Origin of the sequence: Halostagnicola sp. A-GB9-2 (assembly GCF_030068615.1) — an archaeon.
Lineage (GTDB): Archaea > Halobacteriota > Halobacteria > Halobacteriales > Natrialbaceae > Halostagnicola.
The window spans coordinates 143,030-167,041 of record NZ_JASJOC010000003.1 but is presented as its reverse complement, the minus strand read 5'-3'; the positions used below and the strand labels follow the sequence as shown (position 1 = coordinate 167,041).

The following is a 24,012-nucleotide window of genomic DNA, read 5'->3' as shown; positions in this document are numbered from 1 at the left end:
ATTCTTATCAGGCGAGCCCGTACGTCCGTTCATGGTAGACAAGCCGACCTCCGGAGAGATCCTCGGGGTACCGTACAACTTCGAACGCCCAAGTATCGGCCGGATGCTCTCTTCGTACTGGAAACCGGGCGAGGGAATGCTCGTCGAGAAACCCTTCGGCGTTGGCTACACGCTGAACCTCGCCAACTGGCGGTCGTGGATCGTCGTCCTTGTCGCCGGTGCCCTGCTCTACCAGCAGGAAGCGAGCGGCTCCGCGGACGAAACCGAAGACACCCAGGACGACGAACCGGTCGAAGTAATCGTTGACAACGACGGCGACGACTGATCCTCTCTTAGCGGACTCACGCTCCTCGTTCGTTTCCGATAGCCGGTACCTCGAGCGCATCGTTTCGGTGGAGCGTGAGTACTCAACGTATCAGAACGGCCTCGTACGCTACGTTTCGGGACCCATCGCTATCGATCGACTTCGCCCATTATACAATCGAGGCTCCCGATCGAGGCGATCAGGTCGGCGACGTACTCCCCCCGAGCGAGTTCGGGGAGCACGGAGAGGTTCGAGAAACAGGGGCTTCGGATCTTGAACCGCGCCGGCGTCTCGGTGCCGTCCGTTCGGATGTAGATCCCGAGTTCTCCCTTCGCGGCTTCGACGGCGCGATAGATTTCTACATCCGCGTCAGGTTTCAGGGTTCGGGGTACGTTCGCCTGCACCTCCCGGTCGTCCTCGGGCCACTCCTCGAGCAGGTCGAGACACTGCGCGACGATTTTGGCTGACTCTTCGACCTCCCGCATTCGAACGAGCACTCTGGCGTAATTGTCGCAGCCGCCCTCGGTGACGACGTCCCACTCGAGGTTCGGATAGTAGCCGTAGGGATCGTCCCGGCGGAGATCGTAGTCGACGCCAGAACCGCGGGCGACCGGGCCGGTACAGCCGTAGTCCTTCGCGACGTCGGGCTCGAGGACGCCCGTGTCGACGCATCGAAGCTGGAAGATTTCGTTCCCGACGAGCAGGTCGTGGTATTCGTCGATCTTCGCGGGTAACTCCGCGAGGAGGTCCCGAGTTCGTCCGACGAACTCCTCGCGCGGTTCGGGCAGATCCCAGGCGACGCCGCCCAGCCGGAGGTAGTTGAACATCATCCGCTGGCCGGTGAGTTCCTCGAGAATGTCGAGGACGAGTTCGCGGTCCCGCATCGCGTATTGGAAGGCGACGGTGAACTCGCCGACGACGTCGAGGGCGTAGGTTCCCAGCGCGATGAAGTGCGAGGCCATCCTCGAGAGCTCCGCGCCCATCGTACGGATCACCTGCGCGTATTCGGGGACGTCGATATCGGCGAGATCCTCGGCCGCTCGAGCATAGGCCCACTCGTTTAACAGGCCCGAGGAGACCCAATCCCAGCGATCGGGGTAGGGCATGATCTGGTGGCGGTACGTACTCTGCTGGCACATTTGCTCCTCGCAGCGGTGAATGTAGCCGATGTCGGGTTCGGCGTCGACGACCGTCTCCCCGTCGAGGACCGCCTTCACGTGGAGGACCCCGTGCGTGGAGGGATGGTGGGGGCCGATGTTGAGGAACATCGTCTCCGATTCGGGGTCGCGTTCGTCGCCCGCGATCGGGTTCGCGTGTTCGGAGAGCGTGACGACCTGTGGCTTCGTCCGATCGTAGTCTCGCGCCAGCGGGTGGCCCTGCCAGGTCTCGGGCAGAAGGATTCGCCGTAAATCGGGGTGGTCCTCGAACTCGATCCCGACGAGGTCGTAGGCTTCGCGCTCGTGCCACTCCGCGGTCCGGTACACCGACGACGCCGACTCGCTCACCGGATCGTCGACCGCCGTCGGAACGACGACGCTCAGTTCCCGCGTCGGATCGGCGTACGACCGGAGGTGGTAGATCGTCTCGAACCGGTCCGGGTACTGCTGAGCGGTGACACACGCGCAGTGATCGAAATCAGCCCGCTCGCGAAGCGTCTCGAGGACGTCGACTACTTCGTCGGGCCTGACGACGATCCCCGGCGCGTTGAGGTGGTCGTCTCGAGCGAGGATCGCCTCGCCGAGCAGGTCCTCGAGATCGGCTTCGATCCGCCCGTCCCCCGCGTTCGCCGTGTCGATTCGCACGTCCGCCTCGAGCGCCTCGGATTCGGAACCTGTCGACATAACTTGACGTTCGAACGAATCTCGTGAATCGATTGTGCACCAGTCACTAGGCTATTTATATACTCGAGCCGATCTGCGGACGATGAAGACCGTTCGGTTGATCCTGCGCCACGACGCCGAGACGATCCACCCGATGCATCGGTTCGTCGCCGAGCACGACGCGTTCGACTCCTACCGAATGGTCCACGGAAACTTCAGCGGCGAGGAGGAACGGTCGTTCATCTTCCACGTCGTCGGCGACGCGACGGTCTACGAACGAGCCCTAGAGGAGTTCGGCGGGACGGTCTCCTACGATCTCACCGAAACGAGCGAGCGATCGTTCTCCGTCTACGTCCGCGACGCGCCGGAGGAGGTCGGCCAGGAGTTGCTCGCGGCGTTTACGCGGGGCACGCTCGTCGCTCTGCCGCCGGTCGAGTACTGCGACGACTGGACGATCCGCTTTTCGGTCGTCGGCGAATCGGAGGACCTCCGCCGCGCCCTCGAGACGGTTCCGGACGGGATCGACGCCACTGTCCAGCGAATCGGCGAGTACGAACGGCCCGATTCCGCCCCGATGTCGCTGACCGAGCGCCAGCGGGAGGCCCTCCGCGTCGCTCGAGCGAAGGGGTACTACGCGATTCCGCGCGAGGCAAGCGTCGAGGATGTCGCCGAGGAGTTGGGGGTTACACCGGGGACGGCCGCCGAACACCTGCAGAAGGCCGAATCAAGGGTGATCCGCGGGCTCGAGTTGTGATCTGACGAGCGAGTTCGAGGAGCATCCGACATTCGGTGGCGCGCGCTGTGTCGCGGCGAGCGAAGCGAAGGCGTTCGTCTTCGAAAGAGCGTCAGTAGCCGCACGTGGTTCAGTAGCCGGATGTGGTTCAGTAACCACGTGTGGTTGCTCGAGCCCTCGTATCGATTATCGCGGAAGACACCGACGACGCTTTAGCCCTCCCGAACACCTCCCCTCGTATGACCATTCAGTTCGTCACCGGAAACGAGGGAAAGGTGCGCGAGGCAACCGCCTACCTCGAGGGCGTCGAACCCGTCGAGCAGGTCGAGTACGACTACACGGAGATCCAGAGCGACGGACTCGAGGAGATCGCCGCCCACGGGGCGCTCGAGGCCTACGAAGAACTCGGGGCCGACGAGCCCGTGCTGGTCGACGACGCGGGACTGTTCGTCGACGCCCTCGGAGGCTTTCCGGGGCCGTACTCCGCCTTCGTCGAGGACACCGTCGGCGTCGAACGACTCTGGCGACTGGCCAGCGAGGAGGACAATCGCCGCGCGCGATTCAGGACGGTACTGGCCTACTGCGACGAGAACGGGACCGAGACGTTCGAGGGCTCCGTGGCCGGAACGCTGGTCGCGCCTCGAGGCGAGGGCGGCTTCGGCTACGATCCCATCTTCGAGTACAACGGCCAGACGATGGCCGAAATGAGCACCGAAGAGAAAAACGCCGTCTCCCACCGCGGCCGGGCGCTGGCGACGTTTTCGGAATGGTACGCCGAAGAACGATAGGCGCGCCGAGAATTGCTACTTCGTTTTGCGGGCAAAGTGGGGTATTCTCGAGCGGGTTATCGACGGGTTTCTCGGGCGGGCTATCTACAGTGTCCTCGAGTGATGATCGACGGTCGTCGATTCCGAGTCCGTTCTGGTTTTTGTCGGCCGACAACCCTCGTAACGAACGGTAGCTTCAAGGGGAGGTGTCAATATAACACAATCATCGCATGACCTCGCTTCGATCTCCCCTCCCACCCATCCAACCCGTTCGCGACGGCCTGACGGACGAGTCGTTGCGGTTCGCGATCCTCGCCGGGCTCGCGACGATTCCGATTACCCTGCTCCTCTCCTGGGAGGTCGTCACGGACGACGTGGCTTTTCTCGGCGGAACGATCTCGGGAGCGCCCCTGCTACTGGCCGCGCTGGTCGTCGGCTACCGCTACAGCGACCGGGAAACGACGGCTCGACGCGCCGGCGTATGGACCGGGCTCGGAGCCTCAGCTGGGACGATACTCATCTATCTGGCAAACACCGCGACCACGATGTGGGATGCCTCCGCGGAACTGGCCGCGATCGCCGCCCTCCTAACCCCGCCCACCATTATCCTCGGGGTCGGGCTCACCGTCCTCGTGACCACGGCGACCGCCATGTTCAGCGGCTGGGTAGGGACGCGACTCGACCGAAACCGGCGAGTAGTCGACTCGCACGAGACCGTCGAACGAACCGTCCGGAACTCCCGCTGGTGGATCCCCGTGGCAGTGTACGCGCTCGCGGCACCGATCACGCTCGTCGGGATGGTCGCCCTCGAGTCCCGGAGTGAACTTCACGGACTGCTCGCTGCTCTGCTCACGATCTGTCTCGCGTTCGTTTCGGTGATCGCGTTCGTCTCGCTCTTTATCGACGCGACCGCCCCTCGAGCCGCGGAGACGGACTGGATTCCGAATCTGTGGCTGTACGTTGGTCTCCCGATCGGCGGCTACGCGCTCGTCTATCTTGTGGCGGCGGTTCAACAAGTACCGGGGCCGTCGGCTCCCGGCACGTTCGGGTTCCTTACCGCCCTCTGGGCAGCGACGGTGATGTACGTCGTCGCACGGCACCGCCACGTCGGAACGGTGTGAGAGGATAGACAAATCAGCTAAACGAACTCTGTTTTGCAAATACATTGTCTCCTAATCACTCACAAACGCATACACCGCCTTCGGAAGGGGTATTCGACTCGTTCGAAAACGCTACGATCTTCCGACCGCTCGAGTTGTAAATCCATCTCGAGAATCCATCGCGAAACGCAGTCCGGACGGACGAGAGAGAACCCTCTTCTCGAATTGCTCGATAAGGGAGGTTCGCACTACTCTTGGAGATGAAAGGAAGTCACGAGATGCTACGGCGATTTCCCGTCTCGAGGATCTCGATCCGGGCCGGGATACTCCCCGCTGTGCTCGTCCACTGTTTTATACAAACTCGCTGGATCGAACAGCGTTGCGAACGCGTCCGGTGGGCGGATACTGAGCGATACTCGCGGCTGGAGCGTTAGCCCGGCCTTCGCCGACCCGAGCCGTTCGTCGTAGCTCAGCAGGTGCGCGGCGTCGCCCTGGTACGCGGAGGCCAGCGCGGGGTGGTCCTCCGCGGGCTGTTCGACGCGAACGCGTTCGGCCTCGAGTCGCGCGCGGTGGTCGCCCGCGAGATCCGCGTCGGTCAGCGAGGCCACGAGCCGTTCGGTCTCGTCGAGCAGTTCGTCGCTCGCGAGGAGCTCGACCCAGGAGTGGCGTCGAACGTGATCGAGCGCGTCTCGAGCCTCGCCGCCGACGAGCAGATCGGCCGCGAGGACGTCCGCGTCGGCCACGACGCGGGTCGGATTCGGGTTCTCAGTCATCGTCGATTGCCTCCTCGTCCCCGTCGGATCCCGGTTCGCGCTCGTCCGCAGACGAATCGTGACGCTGCGACTCGAGCGTCTCTCGAATCGTCTCGAGGTCGACGTCGGCCGACTCGGCTCGATCGAAGAGGTCCGCCCAGTTCGTCATCGTCATCGGACGCGAGTTAGGGCCGGACCGAAAAAGGCGTGCGCTTTTCTCGTCGGTATCGGCCGTCCGCCGCTCGACCCTAGACGCCGCGTTTCCGGCGCGCGAGCAGCCAAAAGACGACCGTTCCGAGGACGAACGCGACGCCGACGTTGACGAGCAGGCCGACGGCTCCGACGCCGACGACGAGCGCGAGCGACTGGTGGGTATCGACGGGATCGAAGGCGGCGCGACCGAGCTCGAGCGCGACGACGACCAGCAGGACGCCGAGCAAGGCCATCGGGAAGGCCGCCAGCAGGGCCCCCGCCGCGACGAGCGCGAGCGCGAGGTAGCCGATCCCGAGCAGGACGTTCGCGCCGCCGGTCCGAGCACCGAAGGCGTACTTCCCGGCGAGTCCGCCGCTTCCGTGACACATCGGCACGCCCCCGATCGGCACCGCCGCGAGACAGGTGACGCCCATGCTCTGTGAAAGGTTGTCCGCGGAGATATCCCGGTCGTAGAGATCACCACAGAGCAACGCGGTCGCGATAGCCGCGTTGCCGACGGTCATCCCGATTTGGGCAACGGTGCCCTCGAGTGCGGCCTCGCTGAACGCGGGTGTTCCCGCCGGGAAGAGGGTCGCCTCGGGCACTCGAGGAGTCGGAATGCCCGCGTACGCGACCGCGGCGACGGCTCCGAGGCCGAGCACGACCAACACGCTCTGCTTGCGGTATCCGACGAGCGTAAGAACGACGACGACCGCAAGGCCGGCGGCCGCGACGGGGAGGCTTTCGACGGACAGCTCGACAGCGGCCTCGAGCAGGAGCAGGGCGACCGCGAACTGAATACCGCGGATGACGGGCTCGCCGACGACGGTTTGGAGCCTCCCGACGAGTCCGAGCCGACCGACAACGAGTAAGACGATTCCCGCGAGCAATCCCGCGGCGGCGAGTTCCGGGTACGAAAGCGTGCCGACGATCGCCAGGCCGATCAGGGCTTTCATCGGCTCGACGGACAACGGCATCCCGTAGTACAGCCCCCAGACAATCTGGAACACGCCGAAGCCGACGAGAACGTGGGGTAACGACACCGATGTCGTCGCCGCGAGCGCCACGATCAGGGGTAGAACCGTAACCGAATCACCTAGCGCACCCGTCAGTTCGCTCGTCGAAAACTCGAGCGATTCTCGAGTCGAGTGCTGTGACGAATGCGCCATCTGTAGCCATTAGGCTGACGGTCCCTTTTACTCTTGCCAGAAACTCTGCGACGTTATTTCTCGAGCAAACGTAACTGATATCAGTTGCCACTCTGCTCGGTTTTGGAAGGTCCCTAACCACGCTGTGACGAGAGACGCTGAGAAAACGGCGAGGGCCCAGACGTAGTCTGGAAGGCATCTCTGTCCGACAGTGACTCGTCTGTGCTATTCGACTGATCCGCCACCGCTACGCTGACTCGTTACCGTCGCTACCGTTGGCGTCTTCGATGTCTTCGGCATCCTCTATATCCCCAATATCCTCGCCGTCTTCAACGTCCTCCGCCGTTTCGGCGTCTTCGGGGAGCTGGATATCGACCGGTTCGTTGTGCTCAGAGATTATCATCTCCGTGGTCGAGGTGATGGTTTCACCGCCGGAAGTCATCGTCAGATCGGCGTCGATACCGTGGATGTAGTTCGTCTCCTCGTCGACGTAGAGCTCGTAGGAGACGTCGTCGACGGTCGCTCCGGTCGCCTGGAAGTCTCGGGAGCTCTCGAGTTCTTCTTTGAGTTCGTCGGTCGCTTCGACGGAGACGACGGTCGTTTCGACGCCGTTGACCGTCTCGGTTCCGTCTTCGGTGAGTGTCCCGGATTCGATGAAGTCGGTCTGTGCCGCGAGCTGGGCGCTTTCCTCCCAGACGTCGCCATCGAGGTCCATCTCGAACCAGTCGCCGTCGATCGAGGCGTACATCGTGTTCTCGATGATGTATTCTTCGACGTCGATGGTCTCGTTCTCCGAAATCAGTTGGTTGTCGGTGGTCGAACTCACGTGAGATCTGTTCGCCGATTCGTTGATCGTTCCCTCCGAGACGACCGTTTCCTCACCGTTTGGCGTTTCGATCGTTTGCGTCATCTCGTACTGATACGTGTCGACGGCTTCGACCTGTTGGAGGATCTCTGTCTGCTCGATCTCCTCGTCTCCAGGGTCGTCGCCGCCGGGCATCGCGCCTGAGCAACCGGCGATCAGAACGACCAGTACGACGGCCAAAATCGCGCTTTTTCGAATTGAATGTGTCACGTTCCGTGAACGCTCAACGCACGGCTTCTAAACCGTTGTCCCACGATTCACTCCGCGAGAGATGACTGTCACAGAACCGTTACTGTCTCGGGACGGCCGAAGCTGTTCGGCGATCAGCACCGATAAGAGACCCGCACCGAAAGCAACCCGCGTGAGCGACCTTGGAAAAATCGACCGGACGTTCTTCGAGCGCCACGTCGCCCCGAACCTCGGCGCGCGGCGAGACGATGTCGCGATCGGCCCTCGACACGGGGTCGACTTCGGCGTCCTCGACATCGACGGGAAAGCGCTGGTCACCGCAACCGACCCGCTCTCGATCCTTCCCCAGATCGGCCTCGAGCGCGCCGCCCGGTTCGCGCTCGATCTGGTGCTCGCGGACGTCGCCGTCAGCGGCGTTTCGCCGTCGCATCTCTCGATCTGTTTTACCCTTCCCGAATCGATGAGTGACGAGGAATTCGCAACCGTCTGGGAGACGATTCACGCCGAGTGCGTCGATCTGGGCGTTTCCGTTGTCACCGGTCACACCGCTCGCTACTCCGACCCGTCCCATCCGTGGGTCGGCGCGGCGACCGCCATGGGGGTTGGCGACCACGACGAAATCGTTCGCCCTGACGGGGCTCGAGCCGGCGACGAACTCCTCCTCACGACCGGTCCCGGCGTCGAATCGGTCGGCCTGTTGAGTACGCTGTTCGGCGATCAGATGGAACTCCCGGACGACGTGCTCGAGGACGCGCGAGAACGGCTCCAAGACGTCCACTGCGTCCGCGACGCGCTCACTGCCGCCGCGGCCGGCCCTGTGACGGCGATGCACGACGTTACCGAAGGCGGCCTCGCCGGGGCGCTCAACGAGATGGGCAACGGCGCGAACCGGCGGGCGTCAGAGAGTACGAGCGAAGTGGCCGACGCAGATATCCGATTCGAAATCGACCGCGCGGCGGTTCCGATCCGGCCGGGTGTCGCCGAGGTCTGTGCCGAACTCGAGATCGATCCGTGGCACACGACGAGTTGTGGCTCGCTCGTGATCGCCGTCGATCCGGCGGGCGTCGATGCGGTCCGGAGCGCGCTCGAGGATCGGGACACCGTCGTCGCCGAAATCGGGCGAGTGGTAGACGCCGATACCGGGCAAGTGGCGGACGAGAGCAATGAGGTCGAGATAGATCGATGGGAGGCACCAGGCGGAAACGTCTTCGTCGACGGGGAGCGACTCGAGCACCCCGATGTCGATCCGTCGTGGAGGGCGTACGCCGAATTGGCCGGTCAGTGAAATTGACACGATCTCCGCGGCGAGCAACACTGCGACGCGGAGCCCACTACCCATTTGTATAACGGCGAAATACAACTAGGCATGCGAACGCCAGCACCAGAAACACTACCGGTCGCCCTGACGATCGCCGGAAGCGACTCCGGCGGCGGTGCCGGAATCCAGGCCGACCTCGCGACGATGGCCGGACACGACGTCTACGGCACGAGTGCGATCACCGCGGTCACGTCCCAGCACAGCCGCGGCGTCGAACGATCGTACCCGCTTCCGCTCGAGGAGGTCGAGGGCCAGCTTTCGGCGGTTACAGGGGATTTCGACATCGGCGCGGCCAAGACGGGGATGCTCGCGACGACCGAAATCGTCCGAGCAATTGCGACCGAGGCCGAGAACTTCGCGTTTCCGCTCGTTGTCGACCCCGTCATGGTCGCTACCTCGGGGGATCGACTGCTCGAGCCCGAAGCCGAACGCGCCTACGAGGACCTCATCGGGGAGGCCGCGATCGTTACGCCAAACGCGGATGAAGCCGAGGTACTGACCGGGATTACGGTTGAAGACGAGGACAGCGCGATCGAGGCCGGGGAAGCGCTCCTCGAGTTCGGTACGGACGCGGCGCTGGTCAAGGGCGGGCACGTCCCCGGCGAAACGATCAGCGACGTGCTCGTGACCGAGGACGGGGTCAGGACGTTCGAACACACGCGAGTCGACACCGACGCGACGCACGGCTCGGGCTGTACGCTCGCAGCGGCGGTCGCCGCGCGACTTGCAAAGGGAGATTCGCTCGAGGACGCAGTCAGCGGCGCGACCGACTTTCTCACCCGCGCAGTTCGGTACCACTACGACGTTGGGCAGGGAGCCGGCGCGGTCAACCACGGCGTCGAACAGCGAAATCGAGCGGCCATGGAATCGACCACCGAACAGGTCCGAAACGCCGTCGGGCGGATCGTTGAGGCGGATATCTCGCCGCTCGTTCCGGAAGTCGGAACGAACGTCGTCGGTGCGACGCCGTACGCGGACGCCGTCGAAGAGACTGCGGCCGTCGAAGGGCGAATCACCCGAACGCTGGGCGGGATCAGTCCGAACGGCGCGGTTCGGTTCGGCGCCTCGAAAAACGTCGCACGATTCCTGCTCGACGCTCGAGAGGTCTGTCCAAGCCTGCGGTTTGCGTGTAACCTCCGGTTCAACGAGGAGGTCGAACAAGCGCTCGAGGAACTCGGATGGGTGATCACGGAACTATCCCGCGATACCGAGTCCGAAACCGACGAGTGGGTGACGCCGACAGCCGTCGAAACGGTCTTCGATGGCGACGGCGACCACCCGACCGCGATTATCGACCGCGGATCCGTCGGGAAAGAGGCGATGACGTATCTGGTCGCCGTCGAGGCCGAGACGGTAGCCGATCGTGTCCTCGAGCTCTATTCGGAACTCGACTAGCGGGGCGACTGTCCCATCGATAGAGAGGGCGTTCCGCGAAAGCGGGCGGGACGGTCGACTACCACCGACGGGACGTTCCGCTGACGTTTTTGTTCCCGCCCCCGTTCGCTCGCGTATGGTCGAAAGCCCGTTCGACGTCGACATTCGGGTCGGCGAGATACTCGAGGCCGAATCGTTCCCGGAAGCGAACAAGCCGAAGATGACCAAACTGTGGATCGATCTCGGCGACGGAGACGGCGAAATTCAGTCCGCCGGACAGCTCGATCACCATTACGAGCCCGACGAACTCGAGGGGCGGCAGGTTCTCTGTGCGACGAACCTCGGAAGCGTTCGGATCGCCGGCTTCAAATCCGAGGCGCTGACCGTCGGCGTTCCGGACGAAGAGGGGTTTCCCGTTCTCGTCGAACCCGACGAGGAGGTCCCGCTCGGGGGCCTGTTGTTCTGACGTCAATCGGCGAGACAGGATGAACTGATCCCGTTACCACAATAGTATGAAACAACGATCGAAAACCAAAGATAACAGATCAAAATTTCGGGTGAATCCCGACAATCTGGGGCGCATCTTCGGGAAGCTTCTCGTGGCTTCTTGGATTTCGTTCGTCCTGTCGATGGTCGGAACGGTGGGGATCGCACTTATTCAGCCCGATACCAGTCAACCGCTGACGATCACTGATATCACCGATATCCCCGTTTTCGTACTGCTCGGTTCCTGGATCGGCATCTGGTCGTCGCTTCTCAGTTACAGCGTCTGGTCGTTCTGGCAGCTTCGGCGAATGAGCGAAGAGCGGAGTCGCCAAAAAGAACGGAATCCGTTCAAGCGACTCTACTTCCTCCTTGTACTTGCGGCCGAGAAAGTCGACGATCCGACGACATACGAAGAGCGGCTGCAACTGACAATACAGTCGTTCGTGTTCGGCACGGTCATGCTGGTCGCCCCGATTCACTCTACGGTGTACGGTTGGGGTCGGTAAGTCGAGTAGGGTCGGGTTCGGTGAGTCGTGTACGGTTGGGGCCAGTAAGTCAAGTGACGACCACTTCCGCCGCGGAACCCGCAGGTCTTTTGCGATGGAAGGACACCCCTCAAGTATGACAGAGGCGACGGGTATCGTCGGCGAATTTCTCTCGCTCAAGGAGACGACCGACGCGGAGGTGCTGGCGATGCAGTGTGGCGATTTCTACGAGTTCTTCGACGAGGACGCCGAACTCGTCGCTGACGAACTCGACCTCACGATTTCACAGAAGTCCTCCCACGGGTCGTCGTACCCGATGGCGGGCGTTCCGCTCGACGACCTCACGCCCTACCTCAAGGCGCTGGTCGAGCGCGGCTATCGCGTCGCCGTCGCCGACCAGTACGAGACCGACGACGGCCACGCACGCGAAATCGTTCGCGTCGTGACACCCGGCACGCTCCTCGAGACGACCGACGCCGACGCGCAGTATCTGGCGGCCGTCGTCGAGGGCGATTCCGGCGGTGGGTCGGCCAGCACGGCTGGCACCACTAGCGGCAGCGACGGCTCGACGTACGGACTGGCCTTCGCCGACGTGACGACAGGACGATTCCTGGTCGCGGGTGCCGAAGACGCTGCGGAAACGCTGACGGAACTGTACCGATTCGATCCGGTGGAAGTGCTTCCGGGCCCCGCGGTTCGCAACGACGACGAGATCCTCCAGCAGATCCGTGACCGGACCGACGCGACACTGACCCTCCACGATACCGAATCGTTCGCACCGAAACGGGCCGAACACGTCGTTCGCGAGCAGTTCGGGCGCGAACCCCTCGAGGGACTCGACGCACCCCAACCTGCGATTTCAGCGGCGGGATCGATCCTCGCCTACGTCGAGGAGACGGGAGCCGGCGTGCTCGCGTCGATGACTCGGATCACGACCCATCACAGCGACGACCACGTGACCCTCGACGGAACCACCCAGCGGAATCTCGAGTTAACCGAGACGATGCAGGGCGAGCGCAAGGGCTCGCTGTTCGAGACCATCGACCACACCGAAACGAGCGCCGGCGGGCGACGCCTGAAGGAATGGCTCCAGCGCCCCCGTCGATCGCTTTCCGTTCTCGAGGAGCGCCAGGAGAGCGTCGCCGCGCTCTCCTCGGCCGCACTGGCCCGCGACGAACTCCGAGACGTGCTCGGGGAGGCCTACGACTTAGAGCGCCTGGCCTCGAAAGCGACCCACGGAAGCGCCGACGCGCAAGATCTAGTCGCGGTTCGGGAAACGCTCGCGGTGCTCCCGCGGATCGCCGACGTGATCGCCTCGAACGAGGAGCTGACCGGCTCGCCGCTGTCCGCGATCGTGGATCGGCCGGATCGCGGGGCCGTCGCCGACCTCCGGGAGATGCTCGCAGAAGCGCTCGCCGAGGAGCCCCCGTCGACGGTCACGCAAGGCGGCTTGCTCCAGCGGGGCTACCACGAGGAACTCGACAAGGTGATCGACCGCCACGACGAGGTCGAACGGTGGCTCGAGAGCCTCGCCGACCGCGAGAAACGCGAACACGGCCTGAGCCACGTCACCGTCGATCGGAACAAGACCGACGGCTACTACATCCAGGTCGGCCGTTCCGTCGCGGATCAGGTACCGGATCACTACGAACAGATCAAGACGCTGAAGAACTCGAAGCGATTCACGACGCCGGAACTCGAGGAGAAAGAACGCGAGATGCTCAGACTCGAGGAGCAACGGGGCGAGTTGGAGTACGAACTCTTCGAGCAGGTACGCGAGGACGTCGCCGCGGAGGCGGCGCTCCTCCAGGACGTCGGGCGAGCGCTCGCGACCGTTGACGCTCTCTCGAGTCTGGCGAGCCACGCCGCGGCGAACGGCTGGGTACAACCCGACCTCCACCAAGGCGACGACCTCGACATCGATCAGGGACGCCACCCCGTCGTCGAGCAGACGACGGAGTTCGTCCCCAACGACGTGCGGATGACCGACGACCGGGGCTTTCTGGTCGTCACCGGGCCGAACATGTCCGGGAAATCGACGTACATGCGTCAGGTCGCCTGTATCGTCTTGCTCGCACAGGTCGGGAGCTTCGTTCCCGCTCGAGAGGCCGAGATCGGCCTCGTCGACGGCATCTTCACCCGGGTCGGGGCGCTCGACGAACTGGCTCAGGGCCGCTCGACGTTCATGGTTGAGATGAGCGAGCTCTCGAACATCCTCCACACCGCGACCGACGAATCGCTGGTGATTTTAGACGAGGTGGGCCGCGGGACGGCGACCTACGACGGCATCTCGATCGCGTGGTCTGCGACCGAGTACCTCCACAACGAGATTCGAGCGAAGACCCTCTTTGCAACCCACTATCACGAACTGACGGGGTTAGCAGAGCACTTGCCGCGCGTCGCGAACGTCCACATCGCGGCGGACGAACGCGACGGCGACGTGACCTTCCTGCGGACGGTTCGGGACGGGCCGACGGATCGCTCCTATGGAATCCACGTCGCCGACCTCGCCGGGGTTCCCGGCCCGGTCGTCGATCGAGCACAGGACGTCTTAGAGCGGCTTCGCGAGGAGAAAGCCATTGAAGCGAAGGGCGACGGCACCTCGGAACCGGTTCAAGCGGTCTTCGACCTCTCGAGTGGCACGATGGAGCGGGCGGCGACGACCGACGGCGGAGCTGCGTCGGGGGCGGGGACGCAGGCCAGTCTCGGTACAGAATCGGCAACTGACACCACAGCTGACACTGGCGAAGCATCCGCCGCTGACGCAGAATCCGTCGCCGATTCCGGAGCCGAGGCGAACGCCGGCCTCGAGCCCGAAACAGTCGAGGTGCTCGAGGACCTCGAGGATATCGACGTGAACGAGACGCCCCCAATCGAGTTGATCACCAAGGTACAGGAGTGGCAACGGAGGCTCGAGGATGAGTGACCACGAAATCCGCGAACTCGACGAGGATACCGTCGCCCGCATCGCCGCCGGCGAAGTCGTTGAGCGGCCGGCCAGCGCGGTCAAGGAACTCCTCGAGAACAGCCTCGACGCCGACGCCTCGAGAATCGACATTACAGTTGAGGACGGCGGGACGGAACTGATTCGAGTCGCCGACGACGGCTACGGCATGACCGAGGATGCCGTTCGCGCGGCGATCCGCCAGCACACGACCAGCAAGATCGAGGGACTCGAGGATCTCGAGAAAGGCGTCGCCACGCTCGGCTTTCGCGGCGAAGCGTTGCACACGATCGGCTCCGTTTCGCGGCTAACCGTCGAGACTCGGCTTCGAGCCGACGGCGACGGAGCCCAACAGGGAGCGTCGGCCGCGACGGGCACGAAACTCGTCTACGAGGGCGGAGAGGTGACGACCGTCGAGCCGACGGGCTGTCCGGAGGGAACCGCCGTCGAGGTTGCGGATCTGTTCTACAACACGCCCGCCCGCCGAAAGTTCCTGAAGACGACGGCGACGGAGTTCGCCCACGTCAACCGCGTCGTCACCCGATACGCGCTGGCCAATCCCGACGTCGCGGTCTCGCTTACCCACGACGACCGCGAGGTGTTCTCGACGACGGGGACGGGCGATCTGCAGGAGGCCATCCTCTCGGTGTACGGCCGCGAGGTCGCCAAAGCGATGATCCCTGTCGAGGCCGACAGTGACGAACTCCCAGTCGGCCCGCTCGAGTCTGTCACGGGTCTCGTTTCCCACCCTGAAACCAACCGCTCGAGCCGAGACTATCTCGCGACGTACGTCAACGGCCGGGCGGTCACCTCCGATGCGATCCGCGAGGGGATCATGGGTGCCTACGGGACCCAACTCGGGAGCGATCGCTACCCGTTCGTCGTCCTCTTTCTCGAGGTGCCGGGCGAGGCCGTGGACGTGAACGTCCACCCGCGCAAGCGCGAGGTGCGCTTCGACGACGACGATGCCGTACGCCGGGCGGTCGATTCAGCGGTCGAATCCGCACTCTTGGAGCACGGACTGCTCCGTTCGAGCGCTCCTCGAGGTCGATCCGCGCCGCGAGAAGCCCAAATCGAGCCGGATCGCTCCGGTCGTGACGGGGAACTCGAGGAGGCGAGCGCCGGATCGAACTGGGAAGTCGAATCGGGCCAGGTTGACGAACCGGACGAGGGAGCCGAGTCGAGCCGAGAGGCCGAGTCGGAGACGGGCGAGACGACTCGAGCGCCGAAAACGGGAACGGATCGAAAGGCAAACGCGGAGACGGACGCGGGGGCCGAAACTGAGAAGACGAGGCCGGCGACCCACGACGGCGAACGGCCGGCGACGTCGAACCCGGACGACCGATCCTCGAAAGCGGAGACTACCGCGGTAGAATCGGAGCACTCAGCTGAACGAACGGAGGCCGAGACGACGAATCCGGAGTCCCTGACGGGCGGCGAGTCTCCCGGAGAAACGGGTCAAGCCGAGTTGGGTTCGGCGGAGTCGTCCCCACCGGATCGATCCGAATCAGGGGGGTCCAAACGCGAAGCCGCCCTCGAGTCCGGTCGCAAGTTCTCCGGTGACACCGACCAGCGAACGCTCGCAGGCGAGGTGGCGACCGGCGAAGCGCCATCGTTTGACTCCCTGCCCAGCCTTCGCGTCCTCGGGCAGATACAAGACACGTACCTCGTCTGTGAAACGCCCGACGGCCTCGCGCTGATCGATCAACACGCCGCGGACGAACGCGTAAATTACGAACGACTCCAGGAAGCCTTCGCCGCCGACCCCGCCGCGCAGGCGCTCGCCTCGCCGGTCGAACTCGAGTTAACAGCCGCCGAAGCCGAGGCGTTCGAACACTACCGCGAGGCGCTTTCGCGACTCGGCTTCTACGCGGACCGCGTCGACGACCGGACCGTTGCCGTGACGACCGTCCCCGCGGTGCTCGAGAAAACGCTCGAGCCGAGCCGACTGCGAGACGTCCTCGCGTCGTTCATCGCCGGCGACCGCGAGGCCGGCTCCGAGACGGTCGACGCGCTGGCCGACGAGTTCCTCGGCGATCTGGCGTGTTACCCCTCGATCACGGGCAACACGTCGCTTACCGAGGGGTCGGTCGTGGACCTGCTCGAGGCGCTCGATTCCTGTGAGAATCCATATTCCTGTCCGCACGGCCGGCCGGTCGTCATCCAGTTCGACGAGGGGGAGATCGAGGATCGGTTCGAGCGGGATTATCCGGGCCATGGCGGATAACAGCTGCAGATAGTAACAGACAGCGCGCCATACCGGCGAGTGAACTCGGCGTGACCCGACCATGGGAACACCACGTATAACCCGTTTGTGAGTGTTATGCTAGCCAGTGACAAACATGGCAGAAAGTGAGGCAAAAACTGCTCGAGAGGAATGGGGGACTCGGTTCGGGTTCTTGATGGCGATGGTCGGGGCGATGGTCGGTGCCGGCAACGTCTGGCGGTTTCCGTACGTGATGGGCGACAACGGCGGCGGAGCGTTCGTCCTGGCGTTTCTGGTACTGCTGTTCCTGCTGGCGGTACCCGGGCTCATGGCCGAAGTTGCGCTGGGACGGTACACGAACAAGGGCGTTATCGGCGCGTTTCGCGACGTTCTCGGGCCCGGCGGGATGGTCGGGCTGGGTGTCGTCGTCCTCCTGGTGAACATCGCGCTAATGTCCTATTACTCGCCGCTGATCGGATGGACGCTGTACTACGCGGCACATTCGCTGCTGTTTACGTTCACCTCGAGCGGGTTCGAGGCCGAACCGTTTATGGAGGCCTTCTTCGCGAATTCGGGGCTCATGATCGGGCTCCACACGCTCGTGATGGCGAGCGTCGCCGGGATCCTCATCCTCGGGATCCGAAGGGGCGTCGAGCGAATCGTCGTCTACGCGGTCCCCGCACTCGTGGTCTCGCTGGTCATCATGACGGGTTACGGGCTGACCTTGGACGGCGCGAGCGAGGGGATCGCGTTCACCTTCGGCATCGACTGGGCGTATCTCACCTACAGTAGCACCTGGATCGAGGCCCTCGGCCAGGCGCTGTTCTCGACGGGCCTGGGGTGGGGTATCGCCCTGACGGTCGGGAGCTATCTCCGCGAGTACGACGACGTTCCGCTCGGAGGCGGCGTCTTCACGGCGATCGGCGAATCGAGCATCGGGATCCTGGCGGCGCTCGCGATCTTCCCGGTCGTCTTCGCGGTCGGCGTCGAACCCGACGCGGGCGCGGGACTCGCGTTCGTCTCGCTCGTGCAGGTGTTCCCCGAGATTCCGCTGGGCGGGATCCTCGCAATCTTGTTTTTCGTCGGCTTTTTCATCGCGACGTTCACCTCGGGGCTGTTGATCACCGAGGTCAGCGTCACGACGGTCGCTGAGGAAACGCGGTTCGACCGGACCCAAACCGTACTCGGTATCTGCGGGCTCATCTGGCTCGTCGGGCTACCGAGTGCGTTCTCGGCCGACTTCCTCGACTTTGCGGACTTCATCTTCGGGAGCTGGGGACTGCCGCTGGCGACGCTCGCGATCATCCTCGTCATCGGCTGGGTGATGGGGCCGGAGCGGCTGCGCGTCCTCGCGGTAAACAAGAACGCCGGTATCTACGTCGGCAAGTGGTGGGATCCCGTCATCAAGTACGTGATCCCGATCGTCATGATCTTCATTATGGGCTACTTCGCGGTCGACGAGTTCGGAACCCCGGAGATGATCGGCGGCATGCTGGTCATCATCCTGTTCCCGATCATCGGCTACGGGATCATGTCAGTAGTCGATCGCACGGCGACCGAAACTGATACCGCCGAGGTCACCGGAGGTGACGACTAATGCCGCTCACTCCCGGCGTCCTCGGCATGCTCGCGTTCACCCTGCTTGCGTTCTGGGGAGTCGCTATCTGGGCGCTCACCCGAACGCTCCGCCAGGAGAGTCGCAAGGTCGAGATGCTTGAGCAACAGGACCGACTTGACACCTACTCGCCGAAAGCGCTCGCGGAACTGCGCGAGTGGATTGAACGGAATCCGAACGACCCGCTGGCGGCGGAGGCCAGAGCGCAGTACAACGAGTGCGTCGACACCCTTGAGACGACAGATCAACACTTCTACGACTGGAGCGACCGGGAGATCGAGTCGCTCGAGCGGCTCTAACCCCTCGAGCGAGAAGCTGGAGACGGGCTTTGCAGGCCGACCGAATCACGATTACAAACGCAATACAATGCACACTGAGACGCTTATCGAAACGCTTGACACGCACACAGCTGGAGAGCCGACGCGAATCATCACGAGCGGAGCGAATCGATCACAGCTCCACGGCGGAACCGTCGCGGACAAATGTCGGGAGTTCGCCGACGGTCAGGATTGGCTCCGAGAACTCGTCCTCTGTGAGCCGCGCGGCCACGACGACATGTTCGGGGCGGTCCCCGTCGAACCGACCGCCGAGGAAGCCGACCTCGGACTGTTCTTCATGGACACCGGCGGCTACCTCGAGATGTGCGGTCACGGAACGATCGGTGCCGTCACGGCGCTTTTAGAGACTGGCCAGCTCGAGGCCCGGGAAACGATCACCGTGGAAACGCCGGCCGGACTCGTACGGACCCACCCCGCCGTCGACGAGACGGGCCGAGTCGAATCGGTCGCAATCAGAAACGTCGAATCGTTCGTCTACGACGCGCTTACGGTGTCGCTCGAGACCGGCGAGTCGGCCCGATCCGTGCCCGTCGACATCGTCTTCGCCGGAAACGTCTTCGCGCTCGTCGACGCCGCGGCCCTTGAACGAGCGATCGAACCCGAACGCGTCGAGGCGTTCGTCGAGGACGGCCTCGAGATCCGGCGAGCGATCAACGACCGACTCGACGTCGTCCATCCGTTTACGGGCGAGCGCCAACCTGTCTCGCTCGTCGAGTTCTACGAACGCGGCGGAGACGGCGATGCGGATCGGAACGTTGTCGTCTTCGGCGACGGACAGGTCGACCGGTCCCCCTGCGGGACGGGTACCTGCGCGAAGATGACGCTCCTCCATCGGGAAGGAGCCCTCGCGGTCGAGGAACCGTACGCGTACGAAAGCGTCATCGGAACGCGGTTTACGGGGCGGTTGCTCGAGGCCGAGAAACGGGACGGGATTACGGTTACGACCCCCGAAATCAGAGGCTCTGCACACATTACCGGACGCCACACGTTCCTCAAAGATCCCGAAGACGCCGTGACGGGCTTTTCGTTGACCGGATCAGCGGACGGTACCGGAACGGACACGCTGTAGGCGAGATCACTCAACAGCGGGGTACTGATAGGTCTTATCCCCCGCATTCACCGAATCGAACTCCCGGCGCATACCGAGGGGGATCGTCTCCGATTTCCCGATCACCATATAGCCGCCCTCCTCGAGCGAGTCACGGATGGTCTCGAAAATCGGCGTCTTGTGTTCGTCGTTGATGTAGATGAGGATGTTCCGACAGACGACCATATCGAAACCGGACTTCGAGCGGCCGTTGATCAGGTCGTGGCGCTCGAATTCGACCGGTTCTTGAATTGTATCTGCGACTTCGATATGCCCGTCGCCTTTCGTAATATAGCGATTCGGGCGTTCGAGAAAGTCCAGTTGGCTCGAGACGTCGTCCGTCTGTAGGTCCTGATAAACGCCGCCCCGTGCGGTCTCGAGTGCGTCGTCGCTGATGTCGGTCGCGAGGATACTGATTCGCGATTCGTCGATCTTGCGATCGCTGTGGGCGAGCATCGATAGCGAATACGGCTCGCGGCCGTCCGCACACGCCGCACTCCAGATGCGGACGTGGGACTGTTCGTCGGTCAATTTCCGGAGCAAGGTCTGAATTCCCTCCCAAACGCTGGGATTCCTGAAGAACCCGGTAACGTTGATGCTCAGCGCGTCGAGGAGTTCCTCCTGTTCGGTTTCGTCACGTTTCAACAGGCTGAAATAGTCTCTGTACGATTCGGAGTCCGTTCGACGCATTCGAGACGAAACGCGACGATCGAGATATCGTTCGTTGTAGTAACTCGTCGCGAAGGAGAGTTCCTCCTCGACGAACTCGAGAATCGGCTGAATAGTATCTGATGTGTTCATAGCGTACGCGGTCCGAGATATATCGACACATGTAATCACCGGTCTTATACGTACCGGCAAGTTGAAGTTATGTTTTTTAGATGTTTTCGTCACAAAATCAGAGACGTGACGGGGAGACAGTCTCGATAGAAGGGTTATAGCATGACACAAATATCAGCCGGTAATACTATAATCATCAAATAGTTGTCAGCGACAGTGAAGTTGAAATGGGCCCTAGAAAGAGTATACACTAACTGAAATGGGACGGATCGATATCACTGCCGGATTCAGCATTCACGACTACCGAACGAAACTGAAACTCTTGAACGATAACGGAGACACGCGGGTGCTCGAGAACCGGGAAGAACTCGGCTGTCCGTCGTGTGGCCAGCCGTTCGACCGGTTGTTCGTCACGGAGAACGCGACGGCATCGTTCGACAGCCCCCCGGAAAAGCCGTTCTGTCTCGCTCGAACGGAAGAGAAACTGCTTCTTTTGTCGCACTGAGTACACGGGACTGCTATTTCCCAACGACCAGTTATTTGAACGTCTGTGGCACCCACGCTCGGTTCGGATCCGCCATCGCCTCCATCCACTCGAGTAACCGTTCGGCCATCTCCGCTCGAACGCGCTCGTAATCTGGATGGTCGATCAGGTTGTGAAGTTCGGCTGGGTCTGCCTCGAGGTCATACAGTTCGTTCACGTCGGGGCCGTTGTAGACGTACTTGTAGCGTTCCGTCCTGACCATTCGCTGGGTGTATAGCCCGAACTCGTCGCCGTGATACTGTGCGAACGTCGAGTCCGGCCAGTCCAGCGGGCTATCCGTGCCCTGGCCTTCGTCGCTTACAACCGCTCCGTCACCGCCCTCGAGCAACGGTACGAGACTCCGAGCGTCGAACGAGTCCGGAACCGAAACGTCGCCGATCTCGAGGAACGTCGCCGCCAGATCGTGGAGGTGGACCGGAGTCTCACAGACCGATCCCGGTCCGACCACGCCCGGCCAGCGAACCTGCAACGGAATCATGTACGTGTCGTCGTACATCAGCGGCCCCTTGTTGAACTGCCGGTGCGAGCCCGTGAAGTCGCCGTGATCCGAGGCGTGGACGACGACCGTCTCCTCGGCGAGACCGGCTCGATCGAGGGCCTCGAGGATCCGCTCGAGTTGGTCGTCGATCAGGCTGACAAAGCCCCAGTACTTCGCGATCGCTTCGGCCCAGAGCTCCCAGTCGAAGCCGTCGACGCCGCGATACTCGAGGTAGTTCTCGTGAACCTGCGGTTTTCCGTCGTAGGTTTCGGCGTAGGTCTCCCACGGCTCGATATCCTCGGGATCGTACATCGAGGCGTAGGGTTCGGGAACGACGTAGGGGTGGTGCGGACCGTAGAAATCGGCTCGGTGGAAGAACGGGGAGCCTCTATCTCCCTCGGCGTGGGCTTCGATCGCGTCGATCGTCCGCTCCGCGAGGAACCAGGCTCGAGTCTCCTCGACGTCGACTGTTGTCTTCGCGGCGACGAAGGTCCCTTCGCTTCCGTCGCGCGGATCGTCGCCGGTGTAGATCACCTCCTCGAGGTCGACGTCGTCCACCGGAGTGCCGCGTTCGTCGCGGTACTCGCGAAACGCGTCATCGATGTCGTCGTGGTGTTTGTCGCTCCCACCGAGATAGGAAAAGCCGAAGTCCTCGGGGGTCTGGTCCCGGCCGACGTGCCACTTTCCGGTGTAGGTCAGCTCGTAGCCCGACTCCGCGAGCAGTTCCGAGAACGTCGTCAGTTCCGGCGGGAGATTCGGCTGGATCGCGTCGTCTTCGTGGCAGTTGTTGAGCATGCCGTGGCCGTGTGGAAACAGCCCGGTCAGAAGCGAGGCGCGAGCGCTCGAGCAGATGCTGATCGGGGTGAACGCCCGATCAAATCGCATCCCCTCGCTCGAGAGGTTGTCTATTGTCGGGGTCTCGACCGGCGGGCCGTCGGGAGCGCTACAGTCGTAGCGCTCCTGATCTGTGAGCACGAGCAAGACGTTCGGCGGTGAGTCGACCATCGGGTCGGCTACACCGCTCGGCCAGTTAACGCTTGCACCGCCGTATGGAAGTGGGCACAACTCAACTGAGAGGGGAACTGGGAGTCGAGCAAGACACGTTCCGACAAACCAGAGACGGGCACTATCGGGTTACGAGAAGTCCTCGGTTGTCGGCCGCTCGAGGTCGCCAGGGAAATCCTCGACCGGGGCCTGGATCTGATCGCCCGACTCCATATCCTTGATCGTCACCTCGTCGTTCGCGAGATCCTGTTCGCCGACGATAACTGTCGTCTCGGCGTTGATCGAGTCGGCGTAGTTGAGCTGTGCGCCGAACGAACGACCGGCGATATCGGTTTCGACGATGTGGCCGCGCTCGCGGAGGGCTCGAGAGATCCGGGCGGCCTCCGTTCGCGTGTCGCCGACCTGCAGGACGTAGTAGTCCGTCGTCACTTCCTCCTCGGGCCAGACGCCCGCCCGTTGCATCAACAGCGGCAGGGTCGCGTGACCCGGCGCGACGCCAACGGCTGGCGTCGGCTGGCCGCCGAACTGCTCGATGAGGTCGTCGTAGCGGCCGCCACCGAAAATCGACCGCGAGACCTCCCCAGCGGAGTCGAAACACTCGAAGACGATCCCCGTGTAGTAATCGAGTCCGCGCGCGGTCTCGAGCGAGATCGTACAATACTCCCGAACGCCGAAGTCCTCGGCGGCCTCAAGCACGTTCTCGAGGTTTGTGACCGCCTCGGTCACGCGCTCGGTCCCGGCGAACGACTCGACGGCCTCCAGGTCGCCGGAAGCGATCAGATCGTCGAACTCTGCCGCCTCGTCGGCGGTGAGTCCGGCCCCGACGAGTAAATCATGGTACTCGGCCTGAGAGATCTTATCCGACTTGTCGACGGCGCGGATCGCCGCCTCGGTGTCGATATCGGCGTCGTAGGTCTCGAGCACGCCGCCCAAAATGTCGCGGTGGGATATTCTGAAGTCGAAGTCTTCCGCCGCGAGGCCGAGCCCGGTCATGGCGTCGGCGGCCCACGCCAGAATCTCGGCGTCGGCTTCGGGCTCGCTCGAGCCGAAGATGTCGACGTTGGTCTGATAGAACTCGCGCTGGCGACCCTGCTGGACCTGCTCGTAGCGCCAGAACGGCCGCGTCGAGAACCACTTAATCGGCTTCGAAAGCTCCTGTTGTTTGGCGACGACCATCCGCGCGACGGTCGGCGTCAGCTCGGGCGTGAGCGTCACGTGGCGTCCGCCCTGATCTTCGAACGAATAGAGTTCGTCGACGATATCGTCGCCGCTCTTGTCCGTCCACATCGACGCGCGCTCTAAGGCCGGCGTTTCGATCTCGCGAAAGCCGTACTGACGGGCCGTCTCCTCCAGCGTGTCGATGGTCTCGCGTCTGGCGGCCATCTCGCCGGGATAGATATCACGAAAGCCCTTGATCCGGTCGTACATGAGCAGTCGTTTGGCGAGCGCGAACTTCTAACCTTTCGTTCGCGGCCGCGGTTC

22 protein-coding genes are annotated in these 24,012 nt (G+C 63.1%); 14 read left to right on the top strand and 8 right to left on the bottom strand.

Annotated features, from left to right (window positions below; genetic code table 11):
• Window positions 1-31: 31 nt before the first annotated feature.
• The gene (locus tag QNM96_RS09290; protein ID WP_283835896.1) at window positions 32-325 is read left to right on the top strand and encodes a DUF5808 domain-containing protein; all 294 of its coding nucleotides are present in this window, start codon (window positions 32-34) and stop codon (window positions 323-325) included.
• 128 nt (window positions 326-453) lie between these two features.
• Here QNM96_RS09290 and QNM96_RS09285 read toward each other — a convergent pair whose 3' ends face one another.
• Window positions 454-2,145 (bottom strand): NADH-quinone oxidoreductase subunit D, encoded by a 1,692-nt coding sequence (locus tag QNM96_RS09285; protein ID WP_283835895.1) that lies wholly within the window; start codon window positions 2,143-2,145, stop codon window positions 454-456.
• Between the two features lie 82 nt (window positions 2,146-2,227).
• Here QNM96_RS09285 and QNM96_RS09280 point away from each other — a divergent pair, with 82 nt between their 5' ends.
• The 3 genes from QNM96_RS09280 to QNM96_RS09270 all read left to right on the top strand — a co-directional run bounded on the left by QNM96_RS09280 (window position 2,228) and on the right by QNM96_RS09270 (window position 4,745).
• Complete coding sequence (locus QNM96_RS09280; protein WP_283835894.1) at window positions 2,228-2,878, top strand: helix-turn-helix domain-containing protein; 651 nt, start codon at window positions 2,228-2,230, stop codon at window positions 2,876-2,878.
• A gap of 218 nt (window positions 2,879-3,096) precedes the next feature.
• Window positions 3,097-3,645 (top strand): XTP/dITP diphosphatase, encoded by a 549-nt coding sequence (locus tag QNM96_RS09275; protein WP_283835893.1) that lies wholly within the window; start codon window positions 3,097-3,099, stop codon window positions 3,643-3,645.
• 209 nt (window positions 3,646-3,854) lie between these two features.
• The gene (locus QNM96_RS09270; protein WP_283835892.1) at window positions 3,855-4,745 is read left to right on the top strand and encodes a DUF5518 domain-containing protein; all 891 of its coding nucleotides are present in this window, start codon (window positions 3,855-3,857) and stop codon (window positions 4,743-4,745) included.
• Window positions 4,746-5,005: 260 nt separating this feature from the next.
• Here the strand turns inward: QNM96_RS09270 and QNM96_RS09265 are convergent, their stop codons facing one another.
• The 4 genes from QNM96_RS09265 to QNM96_RS09250 form a co-directional block, all read right to left on the bottom strand.
• Complete coding sequence (locus QNM96_RS09265) at window positions 5,006-5,497, bottom strand: hypothetical protein (RefSeq protein ID WP_283835891.1); 492 nt, start codon at window positions 5,495-5,497, stop codon at window positions 5,006-5,008.
• A complete protein-coding gene (locus tag QNM96_RS09260) occupies window positions 5,490-5,651 on the bottom strand; it encodes a hypothetical protein (RefSeq protein WP_283835890.1) in 162 nt (53 codons plus the stop codon). Before QNM96_RS09260 ends, QNM96_RS09265 begins: the two co-directional genes overlap by 8 nt.
• A gap of 73 nt (window positions 5,652-5,724) precedes the next feature.
• Window positions 5,725-6,837 (bottom strand): putative sulfate/molybdate transporter, encoded by a 1,113-nt coding sequence (locus QNM96_RS09255; protein WP_283835889.1) that lies wholly within the window; start codon window positions 6,835-6,837, stop codon window positions 5,725-5,727.
• A 226-nt stretch (window positions 6,838-7,063) separates the two neighbouring features.
• Window positions 7,064-7,891, bottom strand: coding sequence for a hypothetical protein (locus tag QNM96_RS09250; protein ID WP_283835888.1), 828 nt, complete (start codon window positions 7,889-7,891; stop codon window positions 7,064-7,066).
• A 151-nt stretch (window positions 7,892-8,042) separates the two neighbouring features.
• Here QNM96_RS09250 and QNM96_RS09245 point away from each other — a divergent pair, with 151 nt between their 5' ends.
• The 9 genes from QNM96_RS09245 (at window position 8,043) to QNM96_RS09205 (ending at window position 19,705) form a co-directional block, all read left to right on the top strand.
• A complete protein-coding gene (locus QNM96_RS09245; protein ID WP_283835886.1) occupies window positions 8,043-9,155 on the top strand; it encodes an AIR synthase family protein in 1,113 nt (370 codons plus the stop codon).
• A gap of 81 nt (window positions 9,156-9,236) precedes the next feature.
• Window positions 9,237-10,583, top strand: coding sequence for a bifunctional hydroxymethylpyrimidine kinase/phosphomethylpyrimidine kinase (gene thiD / locus QNM96_RS09240; protein WP_283835885.1), 1,347 nt, complete (start codon window positions 9,237-9,239; stop codon window positions 10,581-10,583).
• A 115-nt stretch (window positions 10,584-10,698) separates the two neighbouring features.
• The gene (locus QNM96_RS09235) at window positions 10,699-11,028 is read left to right on the top strand and encodes a tRNA-binding protein (RefSeq protein WP_283835883.1); all 330 of its coding nucleotides are present in this window, start codon (window positions 10,699-10,701) and stop codon (window positions 11,026-11,028) included.
• A 133-nt stretch (window positions 11,029-11,161) separates the two neighbouring features.
• Window positions 11,162-11,554, top strand: coding sequence for a hypothetical protein (locus QNM96_RS09230; protein WP_283835882.1), 393 nt, complete (start codon window positions 11,162-11,164; stop codon window positions 11,552-11,554).
• 115 nt (window positions 11,555-11,669) lie between these two features.
• The gene (mutS, locus tag QNM96_RS09225; protein ID WP_283835880.1) at window positions 11,670-14,459 is read left to right on the top strand and encodes a DNA mismatch repair protein MutS; all 2,790 of its coding nucleotides are present in this window, start codon (window positions 11,670-11,672) and stop codon (window positions 14,457-14,459) included.
• The gene (gene mutL / locus QNM96_RS09220) at window positions 14,452-16,704 is read left to right on the top strand and encodes a DNA mismatch repair endonuclease MutL (protein ID WP_283835879.1); all 2,253 of its coding nucleotides are present in this window, start codon (window positions 14,452-14,454) and stop codon (window positions 16,702-16,704) included. Before mutS ends, mutL begins: the two co-directional genes overlap by 8 nt.
• Before the next feature lie 115 nt (window positions 16,705-16,819).
• On the top strand, window positions 16,820-18,280 hold the full coding sequence (locus tag QNM96_RS09215) for a sodium-dependent transporter (protein WP_283835878.1): 1,461 nt from the start codon (window positions 16,820-16,822) through the stop codon (window positions 18,278-18,280).
• Window positions 18,280-18,597 carry a hypothetical protein gene (locus QNM96_RS09210; RefSeq protein ID WP_283835877.1) on the top strand — a complete coding sequence of 106 codons (318 nt, stop codon included), beginning with the start codon at window positions 18,280-18,282 and terminating at the stop codon, window positions 18,595-18,597. Before QNM96_RS09215 ends, QNM96_RS09210 begins: the two co-directional genes overlap by 1 nt.
• 67 nt (window positions 18,598-18,664) lie before the next feature.
• Window positions 18,665-19,705 (top strand): proline racemase family protein, encoded by a 1,041-nt coding sequence (locus tag QNM96_RS09205; protein WP_283835875.1) that lies wholly within the window; start codon window positions 18,665-18,667, stop codon window positions 19,703-19,705.
• 6 nt (window positions 19,706-19,711) lie between these two features.
• Here QNM96_RS09205 and QNM96_RS09200 read toward each other — a convergent pair whose 3' ends face one another.
• On the bottom strand, window positions 19,712-20,524 hold the full coding sequence (locus QNM96_RS09200) for a protein-glutamate O-methyltransferase CheR (RefSeq protein ID WP_283835873.1): 813 nt from the start codon (window positions 20,522-20,524) through the stop codon (window positions 19,712-19,714).
• A 238-nt stretch (window positions 20,525-20,762) separates the two neighbouring features.
• On the opposite strand from QNM96_RS09200, the gene QNM96_RS09195 reads away from it, so the two are divergent.
• On the top strand, window positions 20,763-21,008 hold the full coding sequence (locus QNM96_RS09195) for a flagella cluster protein (RefSeq protein ID WP_283835872.1): 246 nt from the start codon (window positions 20,763-20,765) through the stop codon (window positions 21,006-21,008).
• Between the two features lie 31 nt (window positions 21,009-21,039).
• Here the strand turns inward: QNM96_RS09195 and QNM96_RS09190 are convergent, their stop codons facing one another.
• Together QNM96_RS09190 and hisS are read right to left on the bottom strand one after the other, a co-directional pair.
• Window positions 21,040-22,530, bottom strand: coding sequence for a sulfatase-like hydrolase/transferase (locus QNM96_RS09190; RefSeq protein ID WP_283835871.1), 1,491 nt, complete (start codon window positions 22,528-22,530; stop codon window positions 21,040-21,042).
• Between the two features lie 129 nt (window positions 22,531-22,659).
• Window positions 22,660-23,958, bottom strand: coding sequence for a histidine--tRNA ligase (gene hisS / locus QNM96_RS09185; protein ID WP_283835870.1), 1,299 nt, complete (start codon window positions 23,956-23,958; stop codon window positions 22,660-22,662).
• Window positions 23,959-24,012: the final 54 nt, after the last annotated feature.

Excerpts from the sequence above, each read along its gene's own strand:
- QNM96_RS09290 (WP_283835896.1), top strand. The coding sequence starts at position 32 with ATGGTAGACAAGCCGACCTCCGGAGAGATCCTCGGGGTACCGTACAAC.
- QNM96_RS09285 (WP_283835895.1), bottom strand. The coding sequence starts at position 2,145 with ATGTCGACAGGTTCCGAATCCGAGGCGCTCGAGGCGGACGTGCGAATC.
- QNM96_RS09280 (WP_283835894.1), top strand. The coding sequence starts at position 2,228 with ATGAAGACCGTTCGGTTGATCCTGCGCCACGACGCCGAGACGATCCAC.
- QNM96_RS09275 (WP_283835893.1), top strand. The coding sequence starts at position 3,097 with ATGACCATTCAGTTCGTCACCGGAAACGAGGGAAAGGTGCGCGAGGCA.
- QNM96_RS09270 (WP_283835892.1), top strand. The coding sequence starts at position 3,855 with ATGACCTCGCTTCGATCTCCCCTCCCACCCATCCAACCCGTTCGCGAC.
- QNM96_RS09265 (WP_283835891.1), bottom strand. The coding sequence starts at position 5,497 with ATGACTGAGAACCCGAATCCGACCCGCGTCGTGGCCGACGCGGACGTC.
- QNM96_RS09260 (WP_283835890.1), bottom strand. The coding sequence starts at position 5,651 with ATGACGATGACGAACTGGGCGGACCTCTTCGATCGAGCCGAGTCGGCC.
- QNM96_RS09255 (WP_283835889.1), bottom strand. The coding sequence starts at position 6,837 with ATGGCGCATTCGTCACAGCACTCGACTCGAGAATCGCTCGAGTTTTCG.
- thiD (WP_283835885.1), top strand. The coding sequence starts at position 9,237 with ATGCGAACGCCAGCACCAGAAACACTACCGGTCGCCCTGACGATCGCC.
- QNM96_RS09235 (WP_283835883.1), top strand. The coding sequence starts at position 10,699 with ATGGTCGAAAGCCCGTTCGACGTCGACATTCGGGTCGGCGAGATACTC.
- mutS (WP_283835880.1), top strand. The coding sequence starts at position 11,670 with ATGACAGAGGCGACGGGTATCGTCGGCGAATTTCTCTCGCTCAAGGAG.
- mutL (WP_283835879.1), top strand. The coding sequence starts at position 14,452 with ATGAGTGACCACGAAATCCGCGAACTCGACGAGGATACCGTCGCCCGC.
- QNM96_RS09215 (WP_283835878.1), top strand. The coding sequence starts at position 16,820 with ATGGCAGAAAGTGAGGCAAAAACTGCTCGAGAGGAATGGGGGACTCGG.
- QNM96_RS09210 (WP_283835877.1), top strand. The coding sequence starts at position 18,280 with ATGCCGCTCACTCCCGGCGTCCTCGGCATGCTCGCGTTCACCCTGCTT.
- QNM96_RS09205 (WP_283835875.1), top strand. The coding sequence starts at position 18,665 with ATGCACACTGAGACGCTTATCGAAACGCTTGACACGCACACAGCTGGA.
- QNM96_RS09200 (WP_283835873.1), bottom strand. The coding sequence starts at position 20,524 with ATGAACACATCAGATACTATTCAGCCGATTCTCGAGTTCGTCGAGGAG.
- QNM96_RS09195 (WP_283835872.1), top strand. The coding sequence starts at position 20,763 with ATGGGACGGATCGATATCACTGCCGGATTCAGCATTCACGACTACCGA.
- QNM96_RS09190 (WP_283835871.1), bottom strand. The coding sequence starts at position 22,530 with ATGGTCGACTCACCGCCGAACGTCTTGCTCGTGCTCACAGATCAGGAG.
- hisS (WP_283835870.1), bottom strand. The coding sequence starts at position 23,958 with ATGTACGACCGGATCAAGGGCTTTCGTGATATCTATCCCGGCGAGATG.